General features: G+C 55.5%; 17 protein-coding genes. 5 read left to right on the top strand and 12 right to left on the bottom strand.

Annotation, left to right across the window (positions count from 1 at the left end):
• Window positions 1–19: 19 nt before the first annotated feature.
• From betA to AUC60_RS19475, 6 genes are all read right to left on the bottom strand, one after another.
• Window positions 20–1723, bottom strand: a complete 1704-nt coding sequence (gene betA / locus AUC60_RS19450) for a choline dehydrogenase (protein WP_087271309.1) — start codon at window positions 1721–1723, stop codon at window positions 20–22.
• Between the two features lie 174 nt (window positions 1724–1897).
• Window positions 1898–3370 (bottom strand): betaine-aldehyde dehydrogenase, encoded by a 1473-nt coding sequence (betB, locus tag AUC60_RS19455; RefSeq protein ID WP_087271312.1) that lies wholly within the window; start codon window positions 3368–3370, stop codon window positions 1898–1900.
• Window positions 3371–3484: 114 nt separating this feature from the next.
• Window positions 3485–4078: a transcriptional regulator BetI gene (betI, locus tag AUC60_RS19460; RefSeq protein ID WP_087271315.1), complete on the bottom strand. Its 594-nt coding sequence runs from the start codon at window positions 4076–4078 to the stop codon at window positions 3485–3487.
• A gap of 288 nt (window positions 4079–4366) precedes the next feature.
• Window positions 4367–5545, bottom strand: coding sequence for a choline ABC transporter ATP-binding protein (gene choV, locus AUC60_RS19465; RefSeq protein ID WP_087271318.1), 1179 nt, complete (start codon window positions 5543–5545; stop codon window positions 4367–4369).
• On the bottom strand, window positions 5542–6387 hold the full coding sequence (choW, locus tag AUC60_RS19470) for a choline ABC transporter permease subunit (RefSeq protein WP_027899605.1): 846 nt from the start codon (window positions 6385–6387) through the stop codon (window positions 5542–5544). Before choW ends, choV begins: the two co-directional genes overlap by 4 nt.
• Before the next feature lie 67 nt (window positions 6388–6454).
• A complete protein-coding gene (locus AUC60_RS19475; protein ID WP_087271322.1) occupies window positions 6455–7402 on the bottom strand; it encodes a choline ABC transporter substrate-binding protein in 948 nt (315 codons plus the stop codon).
• Window positions 7403–8482: 1080 nt separating this feature from the next.
• On the opposite strand from AUC60_RS19475, the gene gbdR reads away from it, so the two are divergent.
• Together gbdR and AUC60_RS19485 are read left to right on the top strand one after the other, a co-directional pair.
• Window positions 8483–9586 carry a choline metabolism transcriptional regulator GbdR gene (gbdR, locus tag AUC60_RS19480; RefSeq protein ID WP_027899603.1) on the top strand — a complete coding sequence of 368 codons (1104 nt, stop codon included), beginning with the start codon at window positions 8483–8485 and terminating at the stop codon, window positions 9584–9586.
• Window positions 9587–10040: 454 nt separating this feature from the next.
• A complete protein-coding gene (locus AUC60_RS19485) occupies window positions 10041–11702 on the top strand; it encodes a hypothetical protein (protein ID WP_087271326.1) in 1662 nt (553 codons plus the stop codon).
• A gap of 60 nt (window positions 11703–11762) precedes the next feature.
• On the opposite strand, the gene AUC60_RS19490 is transcribed toward AUC60_RS19485, so the two are convergent.
• Window positions 11763–12020 (bottom strand): hypothetical protein, encoded by a 258-nt coding sequence (locus AUC60_RS19490; protein WP_087271329.1) that lies wholly within the window; start codon window positions 12018–12020, stop codon window positions 11763–11765.
• A 303-nt stretch (window positions 12021–12323) separates the two neighbouring features.
• Window positions 12324–14789 carry an autotransporter outer membrane beta-barrel domain-containing protein gene (locus tag AUC60_RS19495; protein WP_158099142.1) on the bottom strand — a complete coding sequence of 822 codons (2466 nt, stop codon included), beginning with the start codon at window positions 14787–14789 and terminating at the stop codon, window positions 12324–12326.
• Window positions 14790–15444: 655 nt separating this feature from the next.
• Here AUC60_RS19495 and AUC60_RS19500 point away from each other — a divergent pair.
• Both AUC60_RS19500 and AUC60_RS19505 read left to right on the top strand, forming a co-directional pair.
• Window positions 15445–17400 carry a hypothetical protein gene (locus tag AUC60_RS19500; RefSeq protein ID WP_087271335.1) on the top strand — a complete coding sequence of 652 codons (1956 nt, stop codon included), beginning with the start codon at window positions 15445–15447 and terminating at the stop codon, window positions 17398–17400.
• Between the two features lie 146 nt (window positions 17401–17546).
• Entirely contained in the window at window positions 17547–19598 is a 2052-nt protein-coding gene (locus AUC60_RS19505; RefSeq protein WP_144443278.1) for a hypothetical protein, read from the top strand.
• Window positions 19599–19659: 61 nt separating this feature from the next.
• Here AUC60_RS19505 and AUC60_RS19510 read toward each other — a convergent pair whose 3' ends face one another.
• Window positions 19660–20574, bottom strand: a complete 915-nt coding sequence (locus AUC60_RS19510; protein WP_087271339.1) for a hypothetical protein — start codon at window positions 20572–20574, stop codon at window positions 19660–19662.
• Window positions 20575–21323: 749 nt separating this feature from the next.
• On the opposite strand from AUC60_RS19510, the gene AUC60_RS19515 reads away from it, so the two are divergent.
• Entirely contained in the window at window positions 21324–22160 is an 837-nt protein-coding gene (locus tag AUC60_RS19515) for a 23S rRNA (adenine(2030)-N(6))-methyltransferase RlmJ (protein WP_087271342.1), read from the top strand.
• Between the two features lie 81 nt (window positions 22161–22241).
• On the opposite strand, the gene AUC60_RS19520 is transcribed toward AUC60_RS19515, so the two are convergent.
• The 3 genes from AUC60_RS19520 to AUC60_RS19530 form a co-directional block, all read right to left on the bottom strand.
• A complete protein-coding gene (locus AUC60_RS19520) occupies window positions 22242–22712 on the bottom strand; it encodes an REP-associated tyrosine transposase (protein ID WP_087271345.1) in 471 nt (156 codons plus the stop codon).
• Between the two features lie 426 nt (window positions 22713–23138).
• Entirely contained in the window at window positions 23139–23801 is a 663-nt protein-coding gene (gene msrA, locus AUC60_RS19525) for a peptide-methionine (S)-S-oxide reductase MsrA (protein ID WP_087271348.1), read from the bottom strand.
• Window positions 23802–24010: 209 nt separating this feature from the next.
• The gene (locus AUC60_RS19530; protein ID WP_087271351.1) at window positions 24011–26704 is read right to left on the bottom strand and encodes a sensor domain-containing phosphodiesterase; all 2694 of its coding nucleotides are present in this window, start codon (window positions 26702–26704) and stop codon (window positions 24011–24013) included.
• Between the last annotated feature and the right edge of the window lie 51 nt (window positions 26705–26755).

The following is a 26755-nucleotide window of genomic DNA, read 5'->3' on the forward strand; positions in this document are numbered from 1 at the left end:
AGGATTTGTATTTCAGGTTTTACTGCGCAGTACGGCTCACTTCCCGCACTGGCTTGCCACGTGCTGGCTTGTCACCCGCGACGAAGTAATCGGCAGTGCTGCGAGGCAGCGGTGCGCGGCCGCGGATCTTGTCGGCGATTTTCTCGGCGATCATGATCGTTGGTGCGTTCAGGTTACCGGTGGTGATCAGCGGCATGATCGAGGCATCGACCACACGCAGGCTTTGCATGCCATGCACGCGGCCTTCGCCATCGACTACGGCCATTTCATCGGTGCCCATCTTGCACGAGCAGGACGGGTGATAAGCCGTCTCGGCGTGTTCACGAATGAACGTGTCGAGGTCTTCATCCGACTGCACTTCGATGCCAGGGCTGATCTCGCGGCCACGGTATGGGTCGAGCGCAGGCTGCTGCATGATTTCCCGGGTCAGGCGGATGCCGTCGCGGAATTCCTGCCAGTCCTGCTCGCTGGCCATGTAGTTGAACAGGATGCTTGGGTAGTCACGCGGGTTCTTCGATTTGACCTGCACACGACCGCGACTTGGCGAGCGCATGGAGCCCACGTGAGCCTGGAAACCATGCTCTTTGACGCCCTTGGTGCCGTTGTAGTTAATCGCTACAGGCAGGAAGTGGTACTGAATATTCGGCCATTCGAATTCTTCGCTGGAACGAATAAAACCGCCCGCTTCGAACTGGTTGCTGGCGCCGATACCCGTGCCCAGGAACATCCACTCTGCACCGATGGCAGGCTGGTTCCACCACAGCAGTGACGGGTACAGCGACACCGGTTGAGTGCAGGAGTATTGCAGGTACATCTCCAGGTGGTCCTGAAGGTTCTGGCCGACACCTGGCAGGTCATGAACCACAGGAATATCCAGCGCGTTCAGAACTTCAGCCGGGCCTACACCGGAGCGCTGCAGAATCTGCGGCGAAGCAATCGCGCCGCTGCACAGCAAGACTTCCTTGCGTGCACGGGCTTCGATGCGTGCATCACTGTCACCCACCAGATAGCTCACGCCGACTGCTTTTTTGCCGTCGAACAGAATGCGGTCTGTCAGGGCGTGAGTGACGATGGTCAGGGTGTCACGCTTCTTGGCTTCATCCAGATAACCGCGAGCGGTGCTGGCGCGACGGCCTTTGGGCGTCACAGTGCGGTCCATGGGACCAAAGCCTTCTTGCTGATAACCATTGAGGTCATCGGTACGCGGGTAACCGGCCTGCACACCGGCTTCGACCATGGCGTGGAACAACGGGTTATTGCCCGCTTTCGGCGTGGTCACGCTGACCGGACCGTCGCCGCCGTGATAGTCGTTGGCGCCGATGTCGCGGGTTTCGGCTTTGCGGAAATACGGCAGGCAGTCTGCGTAGGTCCAGTCTTCCAGACCTGGGTTTTTTGCCCAGCCGTCGTAGTCCATCGCATTGCCGCGGATGTAGCACATGCCATTGATCAGCGACGAACCGCCGAGGCCTTTGCCGCGACCGCATTCCATACGCCGCCCGCCCATGTGTGGCTCTGGATCAGTTTCGTAGGCCCAGTTATAGCGACGGCCTTGCAGCGGGAATGCCAGAGCAGCCGGCATTTGTGTACGGAAATCCAGACGATAGTCCGGGCCGCCGGCTTCCAGCAGCAGAACGGTGACGCCCGCGTCTTCGGTGAGACGGGCTGCCAAGGTGTTACCGGCCGAACCTGCGCCGATGATGATGTAATCGAATTCCTGGGACATTACTGCACCCTCTAAAAAAATGTTTGAGGTCTACGGTCCCTGTAGGAGTGAGCTTGCTCGCGATTGCGGTGGTTCTGGAAAAATACCGGTGTCTGACACACCGCAATCGCGAGCAAGCTCACTCCTACAGGATCCGGGCGGCAACTTGCTCGCCGCCTGGAGGGGACGGCGTTCCTAGAACACCGACGCGTAATCACCCAACTCAACCTGAACAGACTTGATCCGCGTGTACTGCGCCAACGAGCTGATGCCGTTTTCGCGGCCTACACCGGATTGCTTGTAGCCACCGACCGGCATCTTCGCGTCGGATTCGCCCCAGGCGTTGATCCAGCAGATACCGGCTTCAAGCTGATGAATCACGCGATGCGCGCGGTTCAGGTCTTTGGTGACGATGCCTGCTGCCAGACCGAAATCAGTGTCGTTGGCGCGGCGGATGACTTCTTCTTCGGTGTCGTAACCGAGGATGCTCATCACTGGGCCGAAGATTTCTTCCTGGACGATTTTCATGTCGTCTGTGCAATCAGTGAAAACCGTAGGGGCCACATAAGCGCCTTTGGCCAACTCACCTTCAGTCAGTCGCTCGCCACCGGCCAGCAAGCGTGCGCCTTGCTCTTTGCCGGACGCGATGTAGCCCAGTACGTTTTCCATGTGGGCGAAACTCACCAGCGGGCCGAAATTGGTATTTTCGTCTTCCGGGTCGCCGACACGTATGCGCTTCACAAGCTCCAGAATTTTTGCTTCAAACGCAGCCTTCAACGCGTTGGGTACGAACACCCGAGTGCCGTTGGTGCAGACCTGACCGGAGCTGTAGAAGTTGGCCATCATCGCAACGTCGGCCGCGCGATCCAGATCAGCGTCGTCGAAGACGATCAGCGGCGACTTGCCACCCAGTTCCATGGTCACTTCTTTCAGGGACGAACCCGAAGCGCTGGCCATGACTTTCTTGCCGGTTTGCACGCCGCCGGTGAACGAGATCTTCTCGATGCGCGGGTGCTCGGTCAACCAGCTGCCGACTTCAGCGCCGGTGCCCGGCAGTACGTTGAACACGCCATCCGGTACGCCTGCTTCGGTGTAGATTTCAGCCAGCTTCAAGGTGGTCAGCGAAGTGACTTCGCTCGGCTTGAAGATCATCGCGTTACCGGCAGCCAGCGCCGGAGCGGACTTCCACAAAGCGATCTGGATCGGGTAGTTCCAGGCGCCGATACCGGCGACCACACCCAGCGGCTCGCGGCGTGTGTAGACGAAAGAAGAGGTGCGTAGCGGGATCTGCTCGCCTTCGATGGCAGGCACCAGACCTGCGTAATATTCCAGCACGTCTGCACCGGTGACGATGTCAACGTATTTGGTTTCAGAGAATGCTTTGCCGGTGTCCAGGGTTTCCAGCGCGGCCAGTTCATCGTTGCGTTCACGCAGGATGTCCACGGCACGGCGCAGGATGCGCGAGCGCTCCATGGCGGTCATTTCGGCCCAGATTTTCTGACCTTTTTCGGCGCTGACTACGGCGCGTTCAACGTCTTCTTTGGAGGCACGCTGGACTTGAGCCAACAGCTCACCGTTGGCAGGGTTGATAGCGTCGAAAGTCGCATTGCTGGTGGCGTCGACGTAACCGCCGTCGATGTAGAGTTTTTGCTGTTCGAAACGGGCCATAAAGTCCTCGCAAATTCAGAGTGGCTGGCGATGACTGACGTCAGGTTGCCTTAGCGATTTGGGCAACTTTGGTGCGTAGTCGTTCGGTGCTCGCCTCATCAAATGTGAAACGTTTCAGCTCACCGCTTTCGCCAGTTGGAAATCCATGTATTCGTAGGCGATTTGCAGCGCCTGATCGGTGTCGAACTCATCGCCCGACAGCGCGCCGCGTAGCCATAAACCGTCGATCAGTGCCGCAAGACCGCGGGCCGCGCTACGCGCTTGCTCCGGTGCCAGTACGCGGCGGAACTGACAGCACAGGTTTGAATACAGACGGTGATCGTTGATCCGCTGCAGCCTGTGCAATGACGGGTGGTGCATGCTGGTGGCCCAGAAGGCCAGCCAAGTTTTCATTGCCGGGCCGTTGACCTGGCTGGCGTCGAAGTTGCCCTCGATGATCACTTGCAGATGCGCCCTTGGGCTGTCATCGGTGAGGGCCTGACGACGTTCACGTACGGTCAGGATCAGGGCATTCATCAGGTGGCGCATGGTGGCTGCGATCAGGCCGTTCTTGTCCTGAAAGTAGTGGCTGATGATGCCGTTCGAGACGCCTGCCAGACGAGCAATCAGCGCAATGCTGGCGTCGCCCATGCCGACTTGATCGACCGCTGTAAGCGTGGCCTGGATCAACTGCTGACGGCGTATAGGTTGCATACCGACCTTGGGCATTCGCTAAATCTCCTGATTCGCCTGACTGATCGCTCTGCCCAAAAAGGCTCAGCCAGTCTAAAGATTTTTTATTGAACGTTCAATCAATAAAAAATGATGGGCGTGCGGAAAGCCTTGTAGATGCACATGTGTGGGCGATGAAATTCGGTTCCCTTGTGGGAGATTCTATGTTCGCCTTCTATGTGGGAGCAGAGCTTGCTCGCGATAAACGATAACGCGGTGTTTCTTAAAACTGCGTCTCATGCATCGCGAGCAAGCTCTGCTCCCACAAGGGGCTGTGGTGTGCTTTTACCCTAGATTCTTGCCGAGCAGCGCGTGATACAACTCGCTATCCCCCAGAATCCCCACCACCTGGTTGCCATCCTGCAGCACCAGTTTGTTGCCCGTCTGATAGCGAATCTGCAGGGCATCGCGCATGCCGATATTGGAATGCACGAGAGTCGGTTTGCGATCCAGGGTGTCCATGGGTTGGCCGGGCGTCCAGTTTTGCAGGTCGAGCTGACCGGCACCCTGACGTGCGCCTTTGATGGTGTTGCCTTCGGCCAGTTCTAGCCACGAATCCACGCTTGGGTCCAGGCACACCGAGCCGTTGACTCGGGTGCAATTGTCCAGCGTACGCATCAGGCTGCGGCCACACAGCACGTTGAGTGGATTGGTATGGGCGACGAAGGTACGCACATATTCATCGGCCGGGTTGAGCACGATCTGTTCCGGCACGCTGTACTGCACGATGCGGCCGTCTTTCATGATCGCGATCCGGCTGCCCAGCTTGAGCGCCTCGTCCAGATCGTGGCTGACGAACACAATGGTTTTATTCAGCTTGCTTTGCAGCGCCAGCAGCTCATCCTGCAAGCCTTGGCGGATCAGTGGATCAAGGGCGGAGAAGGGTTCGTCCATCAACAGAATGTCGGCATCCATGGCCAGTGCACGGGCCAGGCCAACGCGCTGCTGCATGCCGCCGGATAACTCGTCGGGCTTCTTGTTGCGCCACTGGGTCAGGCCAACCAGTTCGAGTTTTTCGTCCACCAGCTTGCGGCGTTCTTTCTCGGGGCGGCCCTGCATTTCCAGACCAAAGCTGATGTTCTCGCGTACCGTCAGCCAAGGCATCAAGGCGAACTTCTGGAACACCATGGCGATGCGTTTGGTGCGCATCAGTTTCAGCTCGGCCGGAGTGCAGTTGGCGATGTTGATCTGCGAGCCTTCATGCTCGACGTAAAGCGCGCCACGGCTCACGGTGTTGAGGCCGTTGATGCAGCGCAACAGGCTGGATTTGCCCGAGCCGGAGAGGCCCATCAATACACAGATTTCGCCTTTCTCGATATCCAGACTGGCTTTTTCCACGCCGACGATCTGGCCGGTTTTCTTCAGGATCTGGTCACGGGTCAAGCCTTCATCCAGCAGCTTGAGTGCCTCGCGCGGATCATTGGCAAAGATAACGTCGACGTTATCGAATTTGATAATGCTCATGCGTCAGCCCTCACTTTTGCTTCGGGTTGTTTGCAGATACGGTCGAGCATGATTGCCAGCAACACGATCGCCAGGCCAGCTTCGAAGCCTTGGGAGATGTCGGCAGTATTCAGTGCGTTGACCACGGGTTTGCCCAGGCCATCGGCGCCTACCAATGCGGCAATCACCACCATCGACAACGACAGCATGATGCACTGGGTGATACCGGCGGCGATGCTGGGCATGGCGTAAGGCAGTTCGATACGCGTCAGCAGTTGGCGACGCGACGAGCCAAAGGCTTTACCTGCGTCGAGCAATTCGTGGGGTACATCACGGATACCCAGATACGTCAGGCGGATCGGCGCGGCAATGGCGAATACCACCGTTGAAATCAGACCAGGCACCACGCCCAGGCCAAACAGCGTAAGGGTAGGGATCAGGTAAACGAAGGTCGGTACGGTTTGCATCAAGTCCAGCACCGGTCGCATCACGGTGTAGAACATCGGTTTGTGCGCAGCAACAATGCCCAGCGGCACGCCGATGATGACGCAGACGAAGGTGGCGAACAGCACCTGAGCCAGAGTTTCCAGGGTTTGATCCCAGTAACCCAGATTGAGGATCAGCAAAAACGACGCGACGACGAACGCGGTCAGACCCCATTTGCGCTGGATGAAGTGCGCGAGCAGGGCAATCAGGCCAATCAGCACGAAGGGGTTGAACCAAGTCAGCGCAAACGTCAGGCCGTGGATCATGGTTTCAAGCGATGACGCGATTGCATCGAAAGTGCTGGCGCCGTGTTGGGTCAGCCAGTCTACGAAGGCCGCGATGTACTCGCCTAAGGGGATTTTATGATCTGTCAGCATGGTATCGATTGTCCGCTTGCGGGAGAAAAGGGGGACAACAGGCGGGCGTACCCGCCTGCGCGTCGGCTTACTTTGTCAGCTTGGCTTTTGCTGCCTCCAGGCCAGGTTTGCCATCAATGGTGGTCACGCCAGCCAGCCAGGTGTCGAGCACCTGCGGGTTGGCTTTGAGCCAGGCTTTGGCGGCCGCGTCAGGCTTCTGCTTGTCGTCCAGAACCTTGCCCATCAGGGTGCTTTCCATGTCGAGGGTGAACGACAGGTTTTTCAGCAGTTGGCCGACGTTGCTGCATTCCTGTGCGTAGCCTTTACGCGTGTTGGTGAAGATGGTGGCCTGACCGAAGTTCGGGCCAAAGAACTCATCGCCCCCAGTCAGGTACTGCATTTTGAAACGGGTGTTCATCGGGTGCGGTTCCCAGCCCAGGAACACCACATCGGATTTGCGACGTTGAGCGCGATCAACCTGGGAGAGCATGCCTGCTTCGCTGGATTCAACGACTTTGAAACCGGCGTCTTTCAGGCCAAACGCATTCTTGTCGATCATGCTCTGGATCAGGCGATTGCCGTCGTTGCCAGGCTCGATACCGTAGATTTTGCCGTCCAGTTCTTTCTTGAACTTGGCGATGTCGGCGAAATCTTTCAGGCCCTTGTCGTAGAGCGCTTGAGGAACGGCCAGGGTGTATTTGGCGTTTTCCAGGTTGGCGCGAATGGTCTCGACGGTGCCGGCATCACGATACGGCTTGATGTCGTTTTCCATGGTAGGCATCCAGTTACCGAGGAACACGTCCATGTTCTTGCCGTCGGCCAGGGACTTGTAAGTCACCGGTACGGAAATCATCGTGGTTTTGGTTTTGTAGCCGAGGGACTCGAGAACGGCGCTGGTGACGGCGGTGGTGACCGTGATGTCTGTCCAGCCGACATCCGAAAAGTTGACTGTGCTGCACTGCTCAGGCTCAGCGGCCTGTGCCAGCATCGGTAAGCCCAGCGCAACAGCCAGTAGCAACGATTTAGAACCTTTCATATATGGACTCCCTTGGTGTTTTTTTTCTCGCTATCAGCTTTGCAAGCTGACGCGGTTGGTGTTTTTTTGGCTGAAGTACAAGGCGTTTGATCAAGGCTCTTCCACTGCGCTGGCGAACGAGTCGATACGGATCATGTAACAGCAAAAATCAAACGCCTACAGGGGGCGTCGTAACCAGTACACAGGGCGTCGTATCCAGTGTTGGTGACGTCGCTTACAGGTTTTTTCCATGCCGTAAGGTCTCTTTTGCCGCGCGAACGCAGCTAAAACCGGCATAAGTCATCGCTCCGGGATTCAGCGAATCACGGGCGACGTTGGTGGGGATGTGCGTGTCGTTACGGGATGCCACAGGCGTTGCAAAAGCCTGATGATGTGCGCATCCCGGCAGGTAACAGCAAGAGCGTAGCAGCCGCAGCAGCGTTTGCCGTTAGCCCTTGAACCACTCATCACGGTGGTTTTGGATGGTCATTTGGGTGTTATGTTCCCTGTCGGGTGGAGGTCGGGTGGAGATTGGTCACGTCGTGGGACAGGCCCCAGCCGGGAAGAGGCCGTTATATCCGACACACATCTGTCGTCAGAGACTACAGACGTGGGACCGGCTTTAGCCGGGAAGGCGTAATTATCAGCGCTGCAAATTTAGCGAATGTACCGGCCTCTTCCCGGCTAAAGCCGGTCCCACGTCAATGCGCGTTGCGCTTACGACTGCGCACTTATTGACCATACCCGCGGATTGCCGCCACCTTTTGGCGCAATGCTATGTGCTGGCTTTCCAGTTTTCGAAGGCCTGTGCATTGAGTGACATTCCTGCGCCACTCCTCGTTTCGAGCCTGCACACAAGTGCTACCGAACTGCTCACCCGCCATGCACAGCACGGGGCGCAACCGACGCTGACGTCGCTAATCGACAACTCAAGTCGCTGCTGACTAGACGCATCGCGACGTCGTTTTCAGGTGTAATTGAATGAGCATTCAACTTTAGGCATGGCATTTGCGTTGTCATCACAAAGCCCTGCTTCGTACAGGGCAATAACAAGAGCCTCCGCCTGAGGCCTCCAACCGCTTTGTGTGAGGAGATACTGTGATGACATCGTTCAACTCCGGGGCCCAACCCCAGAATCGCGCACCACAATCCATCGGCTTTCTGCTGTTGGATAACTTCACTCTGATATCTCTCGCATCAGCGGTTGAACCTCTGCGTATGGCGAACCAGTTGTCGGGCCGCGAGTTGTATCGCTGGACCACGCTGAGCGCTGATGGCGGTCAGGTCTGGGCCAGCGATGGCCTGCAGATCACCCCTGATGCGGCCATGCACAAGGCTCCGGCAATGGACACGGTAATTGTCTGCGGCGGCGTCGGTATCCAGCGCACGGTTACCCGTGAACACGTCAGCTGGCTGCAAAGTCAGGCACGTCAATCCAAGCGCCTTGGCGCGGTATGCACCGGTAGTTGGGCACTGGCCTGCGCCGGTCTGCTCGATGGTTTTGATTGCAGCGTGCATTGGGAATGTCTGGCCTCCATGCAGGAGGCGTTCCCCCGCGTGGCGATGAGCACCCGCTTGTTCACCCTGGACCGCAACCGCTTCACCAGTTCCGGTGGTACCGCACCACTGGACATGATGTTGCACCTGATCAGCCGTGATCATGGTCGTGAACTGTCGGCTGCCATCTCGGAGATGTTTGTCTACGAGCGCATTCGCAATGAGCAGGATCACCAGCGTGTGCCGCTCAAGCACATGCTCGGCACCAATCAGCCGAAGCTGCAGGAAATCGTCGCGCTGATGGAGGCTAATCTTGAAGAGCCGATCGATCTGGACGAACTGGCGGTTTATGTCGCTGTTTCTCGTCGTCAGCTGGAGCGGTTATTCCAGAAATACCTGCACTGCTCCCCATCGCGCTATTACCTCAAGCTGCGCCTGATCCGCGCCCGGCAGTTGCTTAAACAAACGCCGATGTCGATTATCGAAGTGGCCTCGGTCTGCGGCTTTGTTTCTACACCGCATTTCTCCAAGTGCTACCGCGAATACTTCGGCATCCCGCCGCGTGACGAACGAGTAGGTTCCAATACCACCCAGCAAGTGGCGATGATGCCCATCCCGCAAGCGATGGTCCTGGCACCGCTGTCTGGTCCGTTGTCTGCGTTGAGTCAGGCCAGGAATGAATCGACGTTTGCGAGTGTAAGGTTGTAAAGATGACCTTACGTCCCTGACATTGCGCAACCGACGGGGGGCGGCTCCAGCCGGAAAGCTGCATTGCTGATGATACATGCAGCCAATTTACCGTCCCCGTCCACTGAAGCCCGTCTTACAAGGCTGCATTCTTACCTACCGGGTTGGATCTTGGTTTGCCCGCGCATGGTCGCTAGGTATCTCAGGTAGAACTGTCTTTTCTCCTTCGCGCTCGTGCCTGGCTGCAACAGGCAAGCCTACCCTATCGGCATGAGTCCGGTTTTGGCGTCCCAAAGATCGCAAAAAATCCGGTCCCAGAGTTACGTTGATTACTTATGCTATATCGCCGTGCCGCACTATTGTGAATGATTCTTAGACTCTATAGACCCCTGAGCCATAATCAACACCGTTGGTTTGAAGATGTAAATTCATAAGTTAGGAATGGAGTTTAATTCGTTACGACAAGGAGCGTGTCATGATCAAACCATGGATGGTGATAGGGGCTGCATTGGCATTGCTGGCTTGTTCCTCAGGCCAGATGTCTACTGGAGATGCGCCGCCACCGGCGCAAATACCTGTTTCGGATCAGCAACTCGTCGATAGGCTAAATGAGCGCTACCAAAGTACAGTTGAAAGCTGCGCCGAGGGGACACCAGCCTATTATTGTTCAGGCGTCATACTGCGTACGACAACTTACAGCGCCGCTTATCCGTTCTGGACGCATAGCCCGCCTGCAACAGCGCTGGGTTCGGTGACGTTCTCGTACATAAGAAAGGATATTGGAAGTAATGGTATTGACCTTGCCAGCGGTTTTATCTTTAGCGATCAAAATACATCGCTGGCCCATGGCAAGGCACCCACTGTGCGATGCATTTACCCATTTATCGCAGGTACACAAATTGCCGGGCGTCCGGGCTTTGGCTGTGGCTTCGCGCCAGCTGGAGCACTACAGGACACAGACGTTAGCACCTGTGCAACGTTGGCGACGCCTGCCGTTACCGCAGCATTGTGGCTGGAAAATTTTCGTCGATTTGGTTCGGACGTTTTCAGGCAGTGTTCGTTGAGCTCGGTGGTTGCCAGCCAGTTCAAAGCTAGCCTCGAAGCGCACAATGGTGTCGATGCTGCGCACACGGCGACTCGCAATGAGCTGCTGATTGGTACGTGGCGCGAAGAAACTCCAGAGCAATTACCTATTGAAGCCTTCTTTTACAATGCCTCCACGGGGGGTATTTTGAATGCACAGTCCTTGCGCCACGCCTATTACCTGAAGACGTCACAAAGGGTACCGATTGTCAGGGTCAGTTTTTCTGCCGCTGACAACAACATATTTACCTGGAATAGTGCTGATCAAGTTGATGGCTGGGAAGTAGCGGATCGCTTGAATGCTCGCTACAACGACTTATCTTACGAGTGCGCAGGACAAGCGGCGTATTACTGCAACGGCGTTCTTGCGCGGATGGTTGGCTACGGGGCGGGCTTCCACTCTTGGAACCCCAATCCGAATGGCGTGGCTGATGTTTCATTTAGCTATCTCAGAAAGGATCTCAAATTTAATCATGCGGTGCATGTGGGGTATGCCGAGCAAGGCTATATTTTTAAAGAAGCTAGCCGTTACGGGCGGGACGGGATTTATCCACTAGCGGTGCTTTGTTCTTTCGCCTATGACGGATTCACTGTTGAGCGCTTCGACGAGGGGTGTGGCTCAAACTCCAATTACCCCGGTAGTGGTTTCTGCGCGGTGCAGGGCATCACCACACTTGCTGCGTGGAAGGATCATTTCTTTTCATATCCGCTGGACGCTAGCAGGTATCGCCATCAGTGTGGTTTTAAAACTGACCCGGCAAGTTTCGCGTTGAGCCTGGCAGCCAGAGAAAATCCACAAGCGGAGGTAGCCGGTTACGCGCACAATGAAGTCCTCATTGATCGTTGGCCACAAGACATTCCGGCGCAGTTGCCTATAGAGGCATTTATTTACGTCTACGATCAGAGTCGGGCGGCACCAGGGCTTGCGGGCGCGCGATATATACAAAAAGATTATTACACTGAAAGTGGTAAAACGGCTCCAGTGATCAGCGTCGCGTTCAAAACAGGCGGTGATAACATTTTCAGCTATCACCCAAGTGATCAAGGGCTGTAATGGACGTTGCAGCTGTGTAGCCGGATTTCGCAGCGATCTAACGCCACCAATATCTCGGTGTCAGTGACCTTGCTTATAAGCTGCCAACGCAGGTAGCAACTGCTGATCAATCGCTTGCCGAACAGCCGGCAGGATCGTCGCGTTTCCGGTGAGCATTTGCTCAACCAGTCTACGCAAGGCGGTGGCGCGGTCTGCAGTCAGACCTCTCACTGCTTGCGCGCAGGCTTGGTCGGCCGTGGTGCCTGAAGGCAATTCGCAGCCGATCGCCCTAAGCTGGCCGATCAAATCTTCCTGGTCAATCAGGTCCGCGTGCATCATTGCGACTGCTCCTTGTTATTTGGGATCGGACGATTCTGGTAGCGCCCGGCGGCATCGGCAAGACTCGTTTTTCAGAATGTCCGGCATGCCTATGAACAGGTCGTTTTCGGCTAACCGGCAGAAGATATCAACAGGCAGACTGAGCCCGTCTTAAAGAGCGGCACATGGTTTGGTCACCCTCTGTACCGTGAGGCGAGGCGAGCTGTCAGCGCTGGGCGCGGTTTTTAATGGCTTGACCGGGTTTGGCGCCTTTCAGCAGGCGTTAAAAAGGGGCCGTGTGGCCCCTCATTTATGCACTATCGCTTACCAACTGTAACGCAAGCCAACATTGACGCCCCAAGGCTGTTCGATGTTCTCACCTTTGCTGTAATCAACGTCAGCGTGTAACTGCAATACCTCGGTCACCTGTGCTGCAATCCCGGCACCCAGTTCACCGCGGCTGCCTGACAAATCATTACTGAATGTCGTGCTGTTAACCTTTACCCGGTTGCTCTTGGCAAACTCGTGGGCTACGGCCACCTTGACGTAAGGCTGGATGAAACCACCGCCTTGCAAGGGGAAGTTGCGGCCGACATTCGTACCCGCTTTGCCCAGGAATGAATCAGCCTGATTGCTGCTGGCATTCATGCCGTTGTCCAGCGAGTAGTTCTCGCCCGAAACCCACAAAGCCGAGCCCTGTATAAAGGGTTCTACGAACCAGTTGTCAGCAAGTTTGATGTGTTTACCGGCTTCGATCGACGCACCGATACCGTTGGTGGTGTAGTCGCCGTCAGACTTGGTGCCGTCGCTCATCCGCACGTCTGATTGGTTCTTGAAACGGTTGGCCTTGATGATTGCATCAACGTAATACCCGCTGTCCGACAGCCAGGTGGTGTAGGCACCCAGATAGTAACTGTCGACACGGCCGGTGGTGCCCGCTGCGATATCCAGATCCGAGCGGCTGTAACCACCCAGTACACCCACTAGCCACTGACCGCTGCTGCTGGGTAGCGCTACGTCGGCACCGTAGGAAATACCTTGCTGATTTTGTTGATAGGCCGTGCCGCCCGCAGCAGACATATTGAATTTGTTGCCGTAGGCACGCACCCATGCGCCACCTTCGGTCTTGCCATAACGCAACTCGCCCATGCGACTGCGCAGGCTGGTCAGCTCGCCGTACCAGACCGTTGGCGCCGCGCTGAACAAACCGATAACCGAACGGGTACCTGGAGTGGTAATAGGGCCTCCATCATCATCCAGCTTCTGGACCAGAAACCAGTCTGTTCCACGTTGCTCCAGCTCATAGGCAAATGTGCCCACGTCCACTTGACCGCCAACCACGCCAAATTCCGCATCGCTACCCGTGCCGGTGTGAACTACCTGCTGATCCTGATCGCCCTTTACAGGTTCAACTCCCGTGTTTTTGATCTGCAGGTCGTAATTGCCCGTCGCGACGCCGGTCACATCAATGAAGTCGCTTTGATGGGCGGCGAGGTCAGTATCGATGATGAACCTGCCGTTACCCGAAAGGGTGCTGACGGTCAGGGTTTCGAATGTTCCGTCATTTTCACCGAGCTTCACGGCACCTGCGTTCATGCTCAGGTTAGTCACGCCAGAGCCACTGTTGGTGGTCCAGGTTGAGTTATCCAGACTCAGGTTCTCAACGCCGCTCAAGTTGCCTGTTATTGACGAGTTGCCCGCGAGATTAAGCTGTTGAACATTGCTGATGTCGCCTGTCAGGCGTGAGCCGTTATTGGCGCTCAGGTTGGTGGTATCAGAGACATTACCCGTCAGGCTTGAACCGTTATCCAGCGTGAAGTCGGTAACGTGGGAAACGTTGCCGGTAATGCTGGAGTTGTTGTCCAGGCTGAGGGTGTCGCTGCCTGTGAGATCGCCGGTCAACGTCGAGCCATTGTTCATGGTCATGGTTGCGACGTTGGTGACATCGCCGATGATGCGAGCATTGTTGTTAAGTGCGACCGTGCCAGTTGATGCTGGATTGATCAATATCCCACCTTGTAGCGTGCTGTTGTCCACTTGAACGACCGCGGATGAGTCGTTGGCAACTTCAATGGCCAGGCCATTACCGCCGGTCAACACCGAGCCATTGGCGATGGAAATGGTTGCATTGGTCGGTGTGCCTGGCTCAAAAGAGGCGACGTATATAGCGCTTTGGGATGTGCCCGTGATGCTTGAGCCGTCCACGGTCAGGGATGTGTTTGCCCCGTCCAGACCACCCAGTATGTCTGTGCCCAGATAAACACCATAGGCCGAGCCCTTTACCGAACTGCCGTTCCGGACAATAGCGGTGCCGCCCTCAACAGCAATCCCGGTGCCTCCCGAAAATGGGTCGGCGCTGCCATCACCAATGCCGTTGACTACCGTCCCGGAGAGTGCGACTGCGCTTTGATAAGTGACATAAACACCTGCATCGACCCCGGTAATGGATCCGCCGGTTATCGACGCACTGGAAGGGCCGCCAATCAATGAGCCGTCACGTTCAATAAGCAAGCCATAGCTGGCAGTGCTGGTCACATTGGTGTTGTTCAGGGTTGCGGTTGCGCCCAACAAAGTGATGCCTTCAGCCGCGCCACTGGTGACAGTGCCGCCGTCAATGTTCAGCGTTGACCCGTCCAGTGCAGTAATTTCAAATAATTGCGTACCCGGTAGTGCGGTCAGGGAAGAGCGCTCGCCTAAGAGCCATGACTCTGCCGGTGAGCCCGGGCCAATAGTTCTTGGCTCGTCGGGTATGAGTGCTCCCGCCCAGGCAAGAGGGCTTATAGCCAGCATCATAGAGATGCTTACGGCTACAGACGATAGTTTATGTGGAGGCCTTTTGATATTCACGTGAGTTCCTTGCAGTAGTGCAGCCTTTATTCGCTAAAGGTGCTTTAGGGGCACTAATTAAATAGGGGACGCTCTCTGATACCCATAGGAAGCATCTGCACTTTCTGTGGGAAAGTTCCCACAGAAACTGGATGTGTCTCATTTGCCTAACACATGTAACAAAATAAAAGCACGGTGCTCTGTATTTTTGGAGAAGCCTTGGGTAGAGATGTGGGCACCATGTCTTTGCTATTGCGGGTGTTAACAAGTAAAAGCTAATTGTTATAATTGTCAAGTTTGAGAGGTGTAAGTTGGTTTTTGTAGTGGTCTTCGCTATTTGGGAAAGCGGCGTTATTTTAAATGGCTATAAGCAGCTGACCGTAATTGCCATTCTCGATGCACTAAATCGCTATTAAATATAATGCATGAGGTAGGTTGATCTAGCCTTCAGTGGCAGGATGAATGATTTTAAAGTGCACTGCCAGGCAGGGATTGCCATCGCATATCCTCGTGTCCCTTTTTTCGGGCAACAGGCTGCTCATGTCAGAGCATCCTTTCTGGCCATGATTACATTTTAAAATCGTAGACCTTTCATTTGATTGATAGAGGGTATATTGACATGGGTAACTTAAATATAAGTTCGGTAGCTAAACCGAGAGCGGGGGATGCTCGCATCCCCGATCCATTGCTCTTGAAGCCCACTATCGACGGGCAGTTTACCAGTAAAAAAGTACCGGTGGCGTTAGCGGACAGTGGCTTGTCAGTGAGATTTCCGCGGTGGGAAGGACTGAGCGCTGGCCATAAAATATATTTAACGGTCGGTGGGAATACTACCGCTAATCTAGTGCAGCCAGCTTATGTGGTGACAGCAGCTGATGTGGCGGACCCTGATAAAGTTTTTGTGTTGCCGTTGCCTGCTTCTTATACGGTGGCTGAAGGCAGTATTATTGTCAGCTACATGGGCTTAACCAAGACCAATTCAAATCCAAAATGGCCCGTCGCCCCTCAAACCGTCATCGTTGATCGTACGGCGCCTGGTGGTGAAGTTTTACCCATATTACTGAACCCGGATGCAACGCAAATTATTAGAAGTCTAACCGAGAGTACGTTCGATCCTAACGGGAAATTCGAAACTCTGGTTGCGGACTACGATGGTATTGAGGTGAATGACCGGATTGTGCCTTTTATCATTCCGGAGAGGAGCGGCACGCCAATATTCTTCAATGCCTCTGCAGAAATAGTGGATGACGACGAAGTCCATACAAATAGAATTCGGCTGTTTTTTGATCGGGCGGACATTATTGCTCAAGGTGACGGTTTGCATGAGTTTGGCTATCAGATAACGGATGAGGCAGGCAATGTTTCGGGCTTGTCACCGTTGGCGAGAATACAGGTGTTGCTGCTGGATGTACCGTCGGCATTACTTGCGCCTGTAGTGCCTGACTTCCTGGACAGTGCGGGCCTCGGTGATGGCGTCGTTAATTATGATGATGCAATGGCGGGTGTTGAAGTAGAGATTCCTGCATACGCCACCTCTGCAGAGAACGATATCATCGTTATCAACTGGGGAGGGCAGCTTTCTACGCCCTATCCTTTGACGGCGGCTGATGTTGCTAATGATCCGGTCACCACCATTATTCTGTCTGCTGCACTTGTGAAGCTCGCAAACAGTAACCCTGCACTGCCAGTTTTTTATACCGTGACCCGGTCAGGCTCGCCGTACACTTCACCTACGCTGTCAGTCAACGTTGACCTCAGTGTGCCCGGTGGACCCGATCCGGAACGTTTGCTGAAGCCTCTCACGGTCGTTGGTCCTGATGCTCAAGTCGACGTTATCACTGAAGATGATTACGGCCAAAATGCGAGCGCAACGATTCCGGCATTTACCAATGACGTGCCCCCTAAAAATAGTTTCCTATCGGGGGATGAGGTGACCATCATCTGGGACGGTGTACCGGTGTTGCCTCCTTATCAAGTTCAGACCGTTGACGTAAGTCGTAATTTACTGCTACCGATTCCGGCCAATTACATCACCGATAAAGGCGCCGGCTTCAAACCCGTCACCTATTCCATTGTGAGGGAGTTGCTCCCACCATACAATCCGCCCCAATATGGGACCGGTACCGCGGGTATTAAATCGGTAGAAGTGCGCTCCAGAGACGGGTTGCCTAATGACGGTCAACCGCTGACGGCCCCTACTTACACGAGCGTTAACGAGTTTGGGGTTATTGATATAGAGGCCGCCGTCAATGGCGCCCCTGTTCAGTGCCCCATTGGTTACTCCAACGTGAGTCCGGGGAACGATATAATGCTGAAGTTCATGGGGTATGACTTTGATAGCCCAACCACGCCGATACTCCCATCACAGTTTGACGTAACGACTCAAATTACAGATATCGATGCAGGGCGTGGCTATGCCGTTATCACCATCCCTCGGGAAAAGCTGCGCATGTTGTGTGTAGGTTACGGTCGAGTGACGTATCTGATCAGAAATGATAAAGGGCCCACTGAATCACTGCAGACAGAGGCCGTTGTGGACCTGAGTGATCCAACCAATGGGATGTGCTTGGTATAAGTAATGGTACGCCTGCCTGGCGAGTCTCTTCTTTGAAGAGAGACTCGCCATTCACCGTATCCTGGCCGGTGTAATAGCATCGCCGCTCGATTAATGTGCTAACTGCACCGGGCCCAGGGTGGGAAACACTCATAATGGGTACTCCAATGAACCATGAGCGAAATAAAACGATAGCCCCTTCTTTGGTGAAGCCGAAAATACCCGTAGTCGAACAAACAGGTAAAGGTGGGCTTGGCGTTGCCGAGCTTAGAAAAAACCCACCTGAAGATGTAATTGTCACCGCCCCCCTGTTATCAAGTGTGGCGCTTGGATCAACGCTCGTGTTGTTTTGGGATGGCGTGAATGTTGATTCTTACATACTGAAAGAGGATCAGCAGGCGACAGGTCTTATTATCTTTAATGTTCCACCCGGCCAAATTCTGGACGCCGAAAATTCTGAACTTATCTATGAAATCTACACCCCGGTTGGGGGCAATCCTGCCACATCACTTCCCGGCTATGTGCGCGTAAATACCAAGGTGCCCGGTAATCCGCCGCTCAACTCGGCCGAGCCGATCAATCTGGCTTTGGAACCGCCCGGTAATATCCCTACACCCATCACTGACGCCATCGCTGAATATGGCATCAATGTCATTATTGCGCCCTGGTTGCCCGCGACTCACATGGAGGTGGGTGATGTCCTGACCTTGACTTGGGGGCAGACGAAGATCACCTTGCCACCGTTGACGGCGGCAGATCTGAACAAGCCGATTACGGTGGCTGTCAGCAAGGAAATTATTCTTGCGACCTCCAACACTTTGGGCTTGGAAGTCTTTTACGACATTCGTGATAACGTCGGTAATTGGTCGTTGATGTCACCGGCCACCAAAGTTGATATCGAAGCGGGCCCGAACACGCTGCCAGCGCCTCGTGTTCAGGAAGCCTTGGGTGATAACGACATAAACCTGGCCGAGCTTGGCGCACAAAATGCGCATGTGGATCTCCCCGTTTATCCGGGATGGGCTGTAGGGGATCAAGTCAAAATCTACTGGTTCGGGACTACGCAAGGCGGTGTTGAGGTCAATGAGACCGACACTTACCAGATGAAAGATACTGATGAAGGTTTTGTGGTCACCCGGCAAATACCTAACGCCGCGGTGGTTGCCATCGCTAACGGTCGTGCCATTGTCTATTACGAAGTCAACGGCGTCAGGCGCTCCAAGCGCTTGGCTATTACTGTCAGTGGAGTGGTGCAGAAACTTCCCGCTCCCGAAGTCCGTGAGCAATTGGGAGGGGTACTTGATCCTGCCGCTGTGCCCGCTGCGGGCGCTACTGTAGTCGTCAAGCCTTATCCGGGGATGAACAGTGCGGACCAAGTCGTGATTTATTGGACCGGTGTGACTGCTGCTGGAGATACAACGCACTTCACTGATCACCAACCTGGTAATGACCAATTGCAGGAAATCATTTTCAGGGTGCCCAAGGATACTCAGGTGAACCCGTTGGCAGGCGGCACTGTTGACGTGTATTACACCGTGGTCAGCGGAGCTGTCCGTCGGGATTCGATCAGCCTGCCGTTAAGTGTGCGAGCGGTATCGCCCGGCCTGGATTTGCTCAAGCCTAGAGTTCCGAAGGCCTACGGCGACGGTACACGCCTTAACTTCGACACGGCCCTATACTACGATGATTACTTGTCGGTGATCGTCAACTACACGGGGATGGCAGTCGGGCATAGTGTTCAACTTCGTTGGGCGGGAACGGTTGTCTATCCGTCCGCAGTCAAGCCTGTGGAGGTTGTGGGAGACCTGGAATTTCTGGTCCCTCGTATGGAAGTTATAGATGTCATTGGTCGTTCGGCCACTATCACCTATACCGTGACACTCGCGAACGGAACTGTAGCAGGGCCATCAGCGGCGTTATCGCTCAGCGTTGATGCTCAGGCGTATGACTTGATTCCTCCGGTGATTTCTGCAGACAACTCAATTGTCACACTGCGGTACACCGACATGCATGCGCCTCATACAGGCCGGATTCGCTGGGAGGGTATCGTTAAGCACGATACGGACGAACAGAATCTGGACACTCGTCCTGAGGAGTTTCGCATTCCTATCAACTGGGTAACCGAAAACAGAGGACGTGAAGTGCTGATCAACTATACGGTTTATAGGGGGGAAGACAGGCATTTGATATTTTCCAGGGTGCTCAGAAAAAATCTTTAAAGTCCTTGCTGCGTAGCCTTAAACAAAGGAAGTTTTTGCTTCCTTTGTTTTTTTGTGCTGACTACGGGATTATTACAACCTGGTCGGTTGGCAAGTATTTGAATGATGCCTGATCGGCCGGCGTTCTGGGCAGCCACAGCGATATAATCGGCAACGAAATACCCGTCATGTTTTTGAAATCACGCTGATCATTTTGTGCATCCGAGAGCCCGGCCGGAATGCTGTTGACGTAGAAGAATGCCTCCAGGGGCAGCACCCTCCCGAGACCGTCTTGCCAGACGGCTAACCTGAGTTCATTTTGGGTGTTGAACGATTCAACATTGATCAACGCCATCCCTTTAATCATCGCATCAAACGCGGCGGTAGCGCCGTCATTCAGCGCATCCCTTACATTAAACCCGCACTGGTGGGCGCGACTGCTGGCACCGGCTCTGTAGTGGTTGTACCAAGCGAGCGGCGTGTAAATACCTTGGGACTGACAGGGGCCGCTCCCCGCGACTCCGCTATAAGCTCCACAGCCTTTCTCGGCTCTTGCTGAGGTGCCCGCATCAATTGGGAATGCACACAAAATTTCCGGTTGGATTTTATCCCCTGAATAGAGAATCGGCAGAAAGACATAACCGTTGTCGTAGTCATATGCCAGTTTTGTATACTTGGAATCGCGCCTCAAATAGGAGAAGGAAACACCCCCTGAAGTGTGGTTGGCCGGACTATTGTCCCAAGAGTGCCGCGTTGGAGAGTAGTTGGTGCCTCGAATAATAACGCCGTTACACAGGAAAGCCGGTTTTGATACTGCCCCGCAGTTTGTGGCGACGTCGTTATAGCGCTTGATCAGGTGCTCTGCTGTGGCTTCACCGAGGCCCAACAGACTCATACCTTTTACTATCGGTATATCTGCGCTGGGTGTTTGTTCCAAACCGGCCGAAGTGCAGCCCGCCAAGGCAAGGCTAAAGGCGAGAGTGTGCAATTTTGTCATGATCTAAACTCCACTGTAGAGGCGCACAGGATTAGCCCGGCCCTCACCAACTTTGGCGTGGGGTTTGTCAGTTGATAACTGTAATAGTTGACAGTGTTGAGGTTGTTTTGAAATGGTTATTTATTGTTGATTTCGAATTAATCTAAACCACGGGTTTTAATTGTCCACACGAGCTGCAGGGTATCGATCTGCGTTTCGCTTTAAGGTCGCTGGTCATGACATTGAGTTCGCCGGTCCACCACTCCAGGCCCCCCCCCCCGGTGTCGGACTGTTGTGGTCTTTCACTTCCGAGGCGAACGCAACCTGCGCAGCACGCTATACGTCAGCCATTTACGCAGTAGCGAACTTGCGAGGTGTGGGGGGTAGACGAGCAGTGCGTAGACGGCGGACTTGCTGACCATCAGGGTTTCTTGCGCTTCGCCGTAGTAGCTCAAGGTCAGGCTGCAGCGTTGGACGGGGGCGAGTTTGCGGATGTTTGCCCGGCACTGCGCTACGGCAAGCGGGCCACCTGCGGGAAATTCTGTTTTGGTCCCGTGGACTGGCTTTAGTCGGGAGAGCGGTATCCATGACGAAGTAATGCGGCGTGTGTACCGACATCCTCCCGGCTAAAGCGAGTCCTACGAGTTTAAAGGCACGCGTGCGCTGCTTGTCCGCGACAGAGATTGCAGTTCACTATCGACAATTGATGGGCGTTTGATCAAAGTGAGTTTCTGATTTTTGCTAAACTGCGCAGCCTTCGAGGAGCTGCCATGAATTACCGCCACGCCTTCCATGCCGGCAACCACGCCGATGTACTCAAACACTTGATCATGACTCGCTTGTTTGCCCTGATGGCACGCAAAGAGCAGCCGTTCGCCTATATCGACAGCCACGCCGGGTTGGGCCTTTATGACCTTCAGGGTGATCAGGCCAACCGCACGGGCGAATATCTGGAAGGCATTGCCCGTCTGTGGGATGCGCCGGATTTGCCTGCTCTGGCGGCGGATTACATGCAGTTGCTGCACGACATGAACCCCAACGGTGAGCTGCGTTATTACCCCGGCTCCCCGGAAATCGCCCGCCGCTCGACCCGCGCCAATGATCGGGTGTTGCTTAACGAGAAACACCCGGAAGACGGGCGCTTGCTGAAAGAGAACATGAAGGGCGATCGCCGCGTGGCCGTGCATCTTGGCGAAGGCTGGCACGTGCCGCGTGCGCTGCTGCCGGTGGCGGAGAAGCGTGCCGTGCTGCTGATCGACCCGCCATTCGAGCAGCTCGATGAGATGAAACGCTGCGCCGTGGCGCTGAAGGAGTCCATTGGCCGCATGCGTCAGACCGTAGCGGCGATCTGGTACCCGATCAAGGATCAGCGCCTGCTCAAGCGTTTTTATCAGGACCTTGCTGAAACCGGCGCGCCGAAGCTGCTGCGTGTCGAGTTGTATGTTCACCCGCTGGACACGCCCGCCAGCCTCAACGGCTCAGGTCTGGCCATCGCCAACCCGCCTTGGGGCCTGGAGGAAGAGCTGCGCGAGCTGCTGCCATATCTGGCGCAGAAGCTGGGGCAGACCAAGGGTGACTGGAAGATGGATTGGTTGATAGCTGAGTGATGTCGTGGGACCGGCTTCAGCCGGGAATGGGTCGGTTTGAGCACCATCAATTTTGCGGTGTAACACCTGACGCTTTCCCGGCTAAAGCCGGTCCCACATGTAAAAACAATCCCATAGTGAGTAATCTCCCTCATGCTCAACCAGCCCGGCTCTTACCGGATTGGCTATGACATAACGAACCATCTCCGCCAAGTCATCTTCGACTCTTACCCTGCGGTCGTGATAGCCCTTCTGCCATGTAAGCTTTTTGGTGCCGTATGCCTTGTTGATTGCAAAAGCGCTACGGCCTTTGAGCGACTGCATGAGCGTCTCCAGGGATCCTGACTTCAACTCAAATAACCAGTGCAAATGGTCCGGCATAATCACCCATGCTAGAGAATCCACGACACCCGAGACCTGCAGGCGCTTCATTTCACTGATTACCATGCGAGCAGTGCGCAAGTCTGTAAATACGGGTTGTCGATCTTTGACTACGCACGTAATTAGGTAGCTGTGGCCGTGCTCGGAGAATCGATTGGTGCGAAGAAGATGTTCGCGTGCATACCCTTGCATTCCTTTGCTCTCCATCAGGATCTGAAGACAAACAATAGGCGCGCCGGGTCGTTTTAGGCATTGGTAATGGTTATCGGAAAATGTCAAAGCTTGGACAGCCAGGGTAAAGCAGTTCTGTGGCAATAACGAAGACCGACGTGGGACCGGCTTCAGCCGGGAATGTGCCGGTTTGAGCGCCATCAATTTCGCGGTGTGCCACCTGACTTTCCCGGCTAAAGCCGGTCCCACGTCGATGTCAATCTCCCGGCGCCCTTCAGGTTGTGTTGCATCACGGAGACCGGCGTGGTACCGGCTTCAGCCGGGAATGGGCCGGTTTGAGCGCCATCAATTTTGCGGTGTGACACCTGACGCTTTCCCGGCTAAAGCCGGTCCCACGACAATATCAATCGCCTGACGCGCTACACCAGTCCTGTGGCAATAACGAAGTCAATTCCCCGCCAGGCTCGGCGGCATGCACACACCCGTGCCGCCAATCCCGCAATAACCCTGCGGATTCTTCGCCAGGTATTGCTGGTGATACGCCTCGGCGAAGAACACGGTAGGCGCTTCTTCGATTTCGGTGGTGATTTCACCCAGCCCGGCTTTGGTCAGTTCTGCCTGATAAACAGCAGCGCTGGCCTTGGCGGCAGCAAGCTGTTCTGGCGTGGTGCAGTAGATCACCGAGCGGTATTGGGTGCCGATGTCGTTGCCCTGGCGCATGCCTTGGGTTGGGTTATGCAGTTCCCAGAACTGAGTCAGCAGTTGCTCGTAGCTGACTTTTTCTGGCTCATAGACCACCAGCACGACTTCAGTGTGGCCAGTCAGGCCGGAGCAGACTTCTTCGTAAGTCGGGTTAGGTGTGAAGCCGCCCGCGTAACCGACGACGGTGCTGACGACGCCGTCGCGCTGCCAGAAGCGGCGTTCCGCACCCCAGAAGCAACCCAGACCGAAAATGGCGAACTCCACGTTGGCGGTGAACGGACCCAGCAGCGGGTTGCCGTTGACGAAATGGGTTTCCGGGAGAGCCATGGGCGTTTCGCGACCCGGCAGGGCTTGTTCGGCAGTTGGGAGTACGTTTTTGTTCACAAGAATTTCCGAGCGCAAAGCCATGAGACATTTCCTCTTGATAGGGCATGTCCCTGTGGGAGCGAATTCATTCGCGAAAAGGCCGGTGCAATCAATACATTATTGTCGTCTGTAATAAAGCCTTCCCGGATAAATCCGGTCCCACAGGTCCGCGTTGCCCAAGCGATAGTGATATGTCAGAGAATAAGGGAGTGGGCTAGTGTGCCCCAAACAAGCGGGCAGGGGGAAGCCCGTCAGGCCAACGGTCCGCGGGGATAGCGGCGCAGCTTGTTGATCAGGTCCTGACCGGGGATGGGCTTGTCGAACAGATAGCCCTGGCCCACGTCGCAGCGATGGCGGCGCAGGAAGGTCAGTTGAGCGGCGGTTTCGATGCCTTCGGCGACCACCTTGAGCTTGAGGTTGTGGGCCATGGCGATCACTGCCGAGGTGATTTCCATATCGTCCTCATCATCCGGAATGTCGCGGATGAAGCTGCGGTCGATCTTGATCACGTCGATGGGAAATTTTTTCAGGTAGCTGAACGATGAATAGCCGGTACCGAAATCGTCCATCGCCAGAGACAGGCCCATTCTTTTCAACGAATCCAGTTGCTGGCGAGTGTCTTCGGTCGCTTCCAGCAGCAGACCTTCGGTCAGTTCCAGCTCCAGCAGCGAAGCGTCGAGCTGTTCTTCCTTGAGGATTGCAGCGATTGCACTGACCAGCTCGGGGTCGGAGAACTGCTTGGGCGATACGTTGATCGCGACTTGCAGGTTGCCAAACCCGGCGGCGGTCAGTTGCTTGCTCATCCGGCAAGACTGGCGGGCGACCCATTTGCCGATCGGGATGATCAGGCCTGTTTCTTCGGCCACGCTGATGAACTGATCCGGGCGGATCATGCCCTTCTCTGGGTGGTTCCAGCGCAACAGCGCTTCCATACCGATCAGGCGACCGCTGAGCAGGCACAATTTGGGCTGGTAGAACACTTCCAGTTCATTCTGGGTCAGGGCGCGCCGCAGGTTGTTTTCGACGAACAGCTTGTAGCTGGCTTCGGCGTTCAAGGCCTCGGTGAACACCTGAACCTGATGCTTGCCGTTGGCTTTCGCCTTGTGCAGCGCCAAACCTGCGTTTTTCATCAAAGTCTGCGGATCACGGCCATGCAGCGGCGCACACGCCAGGCCTACCGAGCCGGTGACGCTGATCAACTGGTTATCGACGAAGATCGGCTTGTCGAGGGTCGCTAATACCTGGCTGGCGATGCTCTGGCCTGCGTCCGGCCCGGTCTGGTCGAGTAACACCGCGAATTCGTTACTGGCGAAACGCGCCAATACGTCGCTGGGGCTCAGTGTGTTGCGCAGACGCCGGGCCAGGCTGATCAACAGTTTGTCGCCGGTCTGGTGACCCAGGCTGTCGTTGATGCGCTTGAAGTTATCGATGTCCACCAGCAACAGGCTCATGGGCGGGTCGCTGTCGCGGGCAAAGCGCTCGTCAAGCGTGCGAATGAACGCCGGGCGGTTACCAAGATTGGTCAGGTTGTCGGTGTAGGCCAGGCGCTCGATACGCTGCTGGGCCAGCTTGTTCTGGGTGATGTCTTCGTAAATACCGATGTAATGGGTCAACTCGCGGTTGTCGCCGTACACCTTGGAAATCGACAGTTGGCCCCAGTAGGGTTCCAGATTTTTACGGCGGCTCTTGAACTCACCCTGCCAGCTATTGCTTTTGGCCAGACTGGAGTTGGCGTCCTTGAGCAGATCGTGGAGGTTCTCAAGGGCTGGCAGCTCTGAAAGCTTGTGCCCGTGCACCTCGTCGGCGGTGTATTGGGTGATGGCCGTGAAGCTGGGGTTGACGTACTCGACCATGCCGTCGCAATTGACCAGCAGAAAGGCGTTAGCGCTTTGCTCCACCGCGCGCTGGAACAAATGCAGCGCACTGGTGGCAGTGCGTCGGGTGTGGTTGTTGATGGCCTGGGCGAACTGATCGGCCAGCTCACCGGCGAACGCGATTTCATCAGACTGCCAGGCGCGCGGCTCACCGGTGTGCTCCAGGCACAGCACGCCCGTTACCTGGCCGTCGATGCGAATGCTGGCGTCGAGAATGGCACTGATGCCACGCGGCTTTAAGCTGGTGGCCATCTCCTTGGTGCGAGGGTCCTGTTGAACGTCATTCGCATCGATGGCGCGGCTGTTGTGCAGCGCTTCGAGGTAACTCGGGTAGCGGCTCGCGTCGACCGGGGCCGGCAGGCTGAACTCGCCGCTTTCACTGCGGTATTCGGCGATAGGCTCGAGCATCTGGCCGTTGAGGTACCACATGCTGGCGCCAGAAAGTTTGTAGATTTCACACGCACTTTTAGTGATCAGTTCTGCAGCTTCCTGCAGCGCGTTGTTGCTGCTGTAGCGCTGGCGCGTGAGGTGCAGGATCAGGGTCTGTTGAGCGCGAACGCGCTCCAGATGCTCAAACTGTTCGTGCTGGGCTTGCTGATTGAGCTCTAAAGCGATTTGCAGACGTGAGTTCTGGGTTTCCAGATCTGGATTGGCATACTGGTCGGGATCAATCTGTAACCCGTCGACGACCATCAGGTAGCCCCGTAACAGGTGCCGGCTGTGTTGCCTATAGCCCTCGCCGATCTCGACGACGCTGAGCGCGCCGCGAGCGGTGTGCAGGGTATAGCGAACGCTGTAATGAGGGGCTTGTGCCAGTTGCAGTTGAATGGCGTCGTGCAAGTGATAACGGGCTTCAGGTTCCATCAGGCTCGCGTAGGGCGAGCCCAACAAGGCGCAGAGTTCCACGGCAGCCAGGCCGAACTGTTTTTCACAGTTGGGATCGAGGTAAAGCAGCGCCCAATTGGCTTCATTCAGCCGCTCGAAACGCAGCATGCCGAGCCGCGAGGGCACAGGCAATTGCGTCACTACCTCGGCGGCCGTTCTACCGGCAGCATCGGGTTGGCTCTTCATGAAGAAACTCGCTTCCGGAATACTGATCGCGCACGGGCAAAGCCCTTTCTG

The organism is Pseudomonas caspiana (assembly GCF_002158995.1).
Lineage (GTDB): Bacteria > Pseudomonadota > Gammaproteobacteria > Pseudomonadales > Pseudomonadaceae > Aquipseudomonas > Aquipseudomonas caspiana.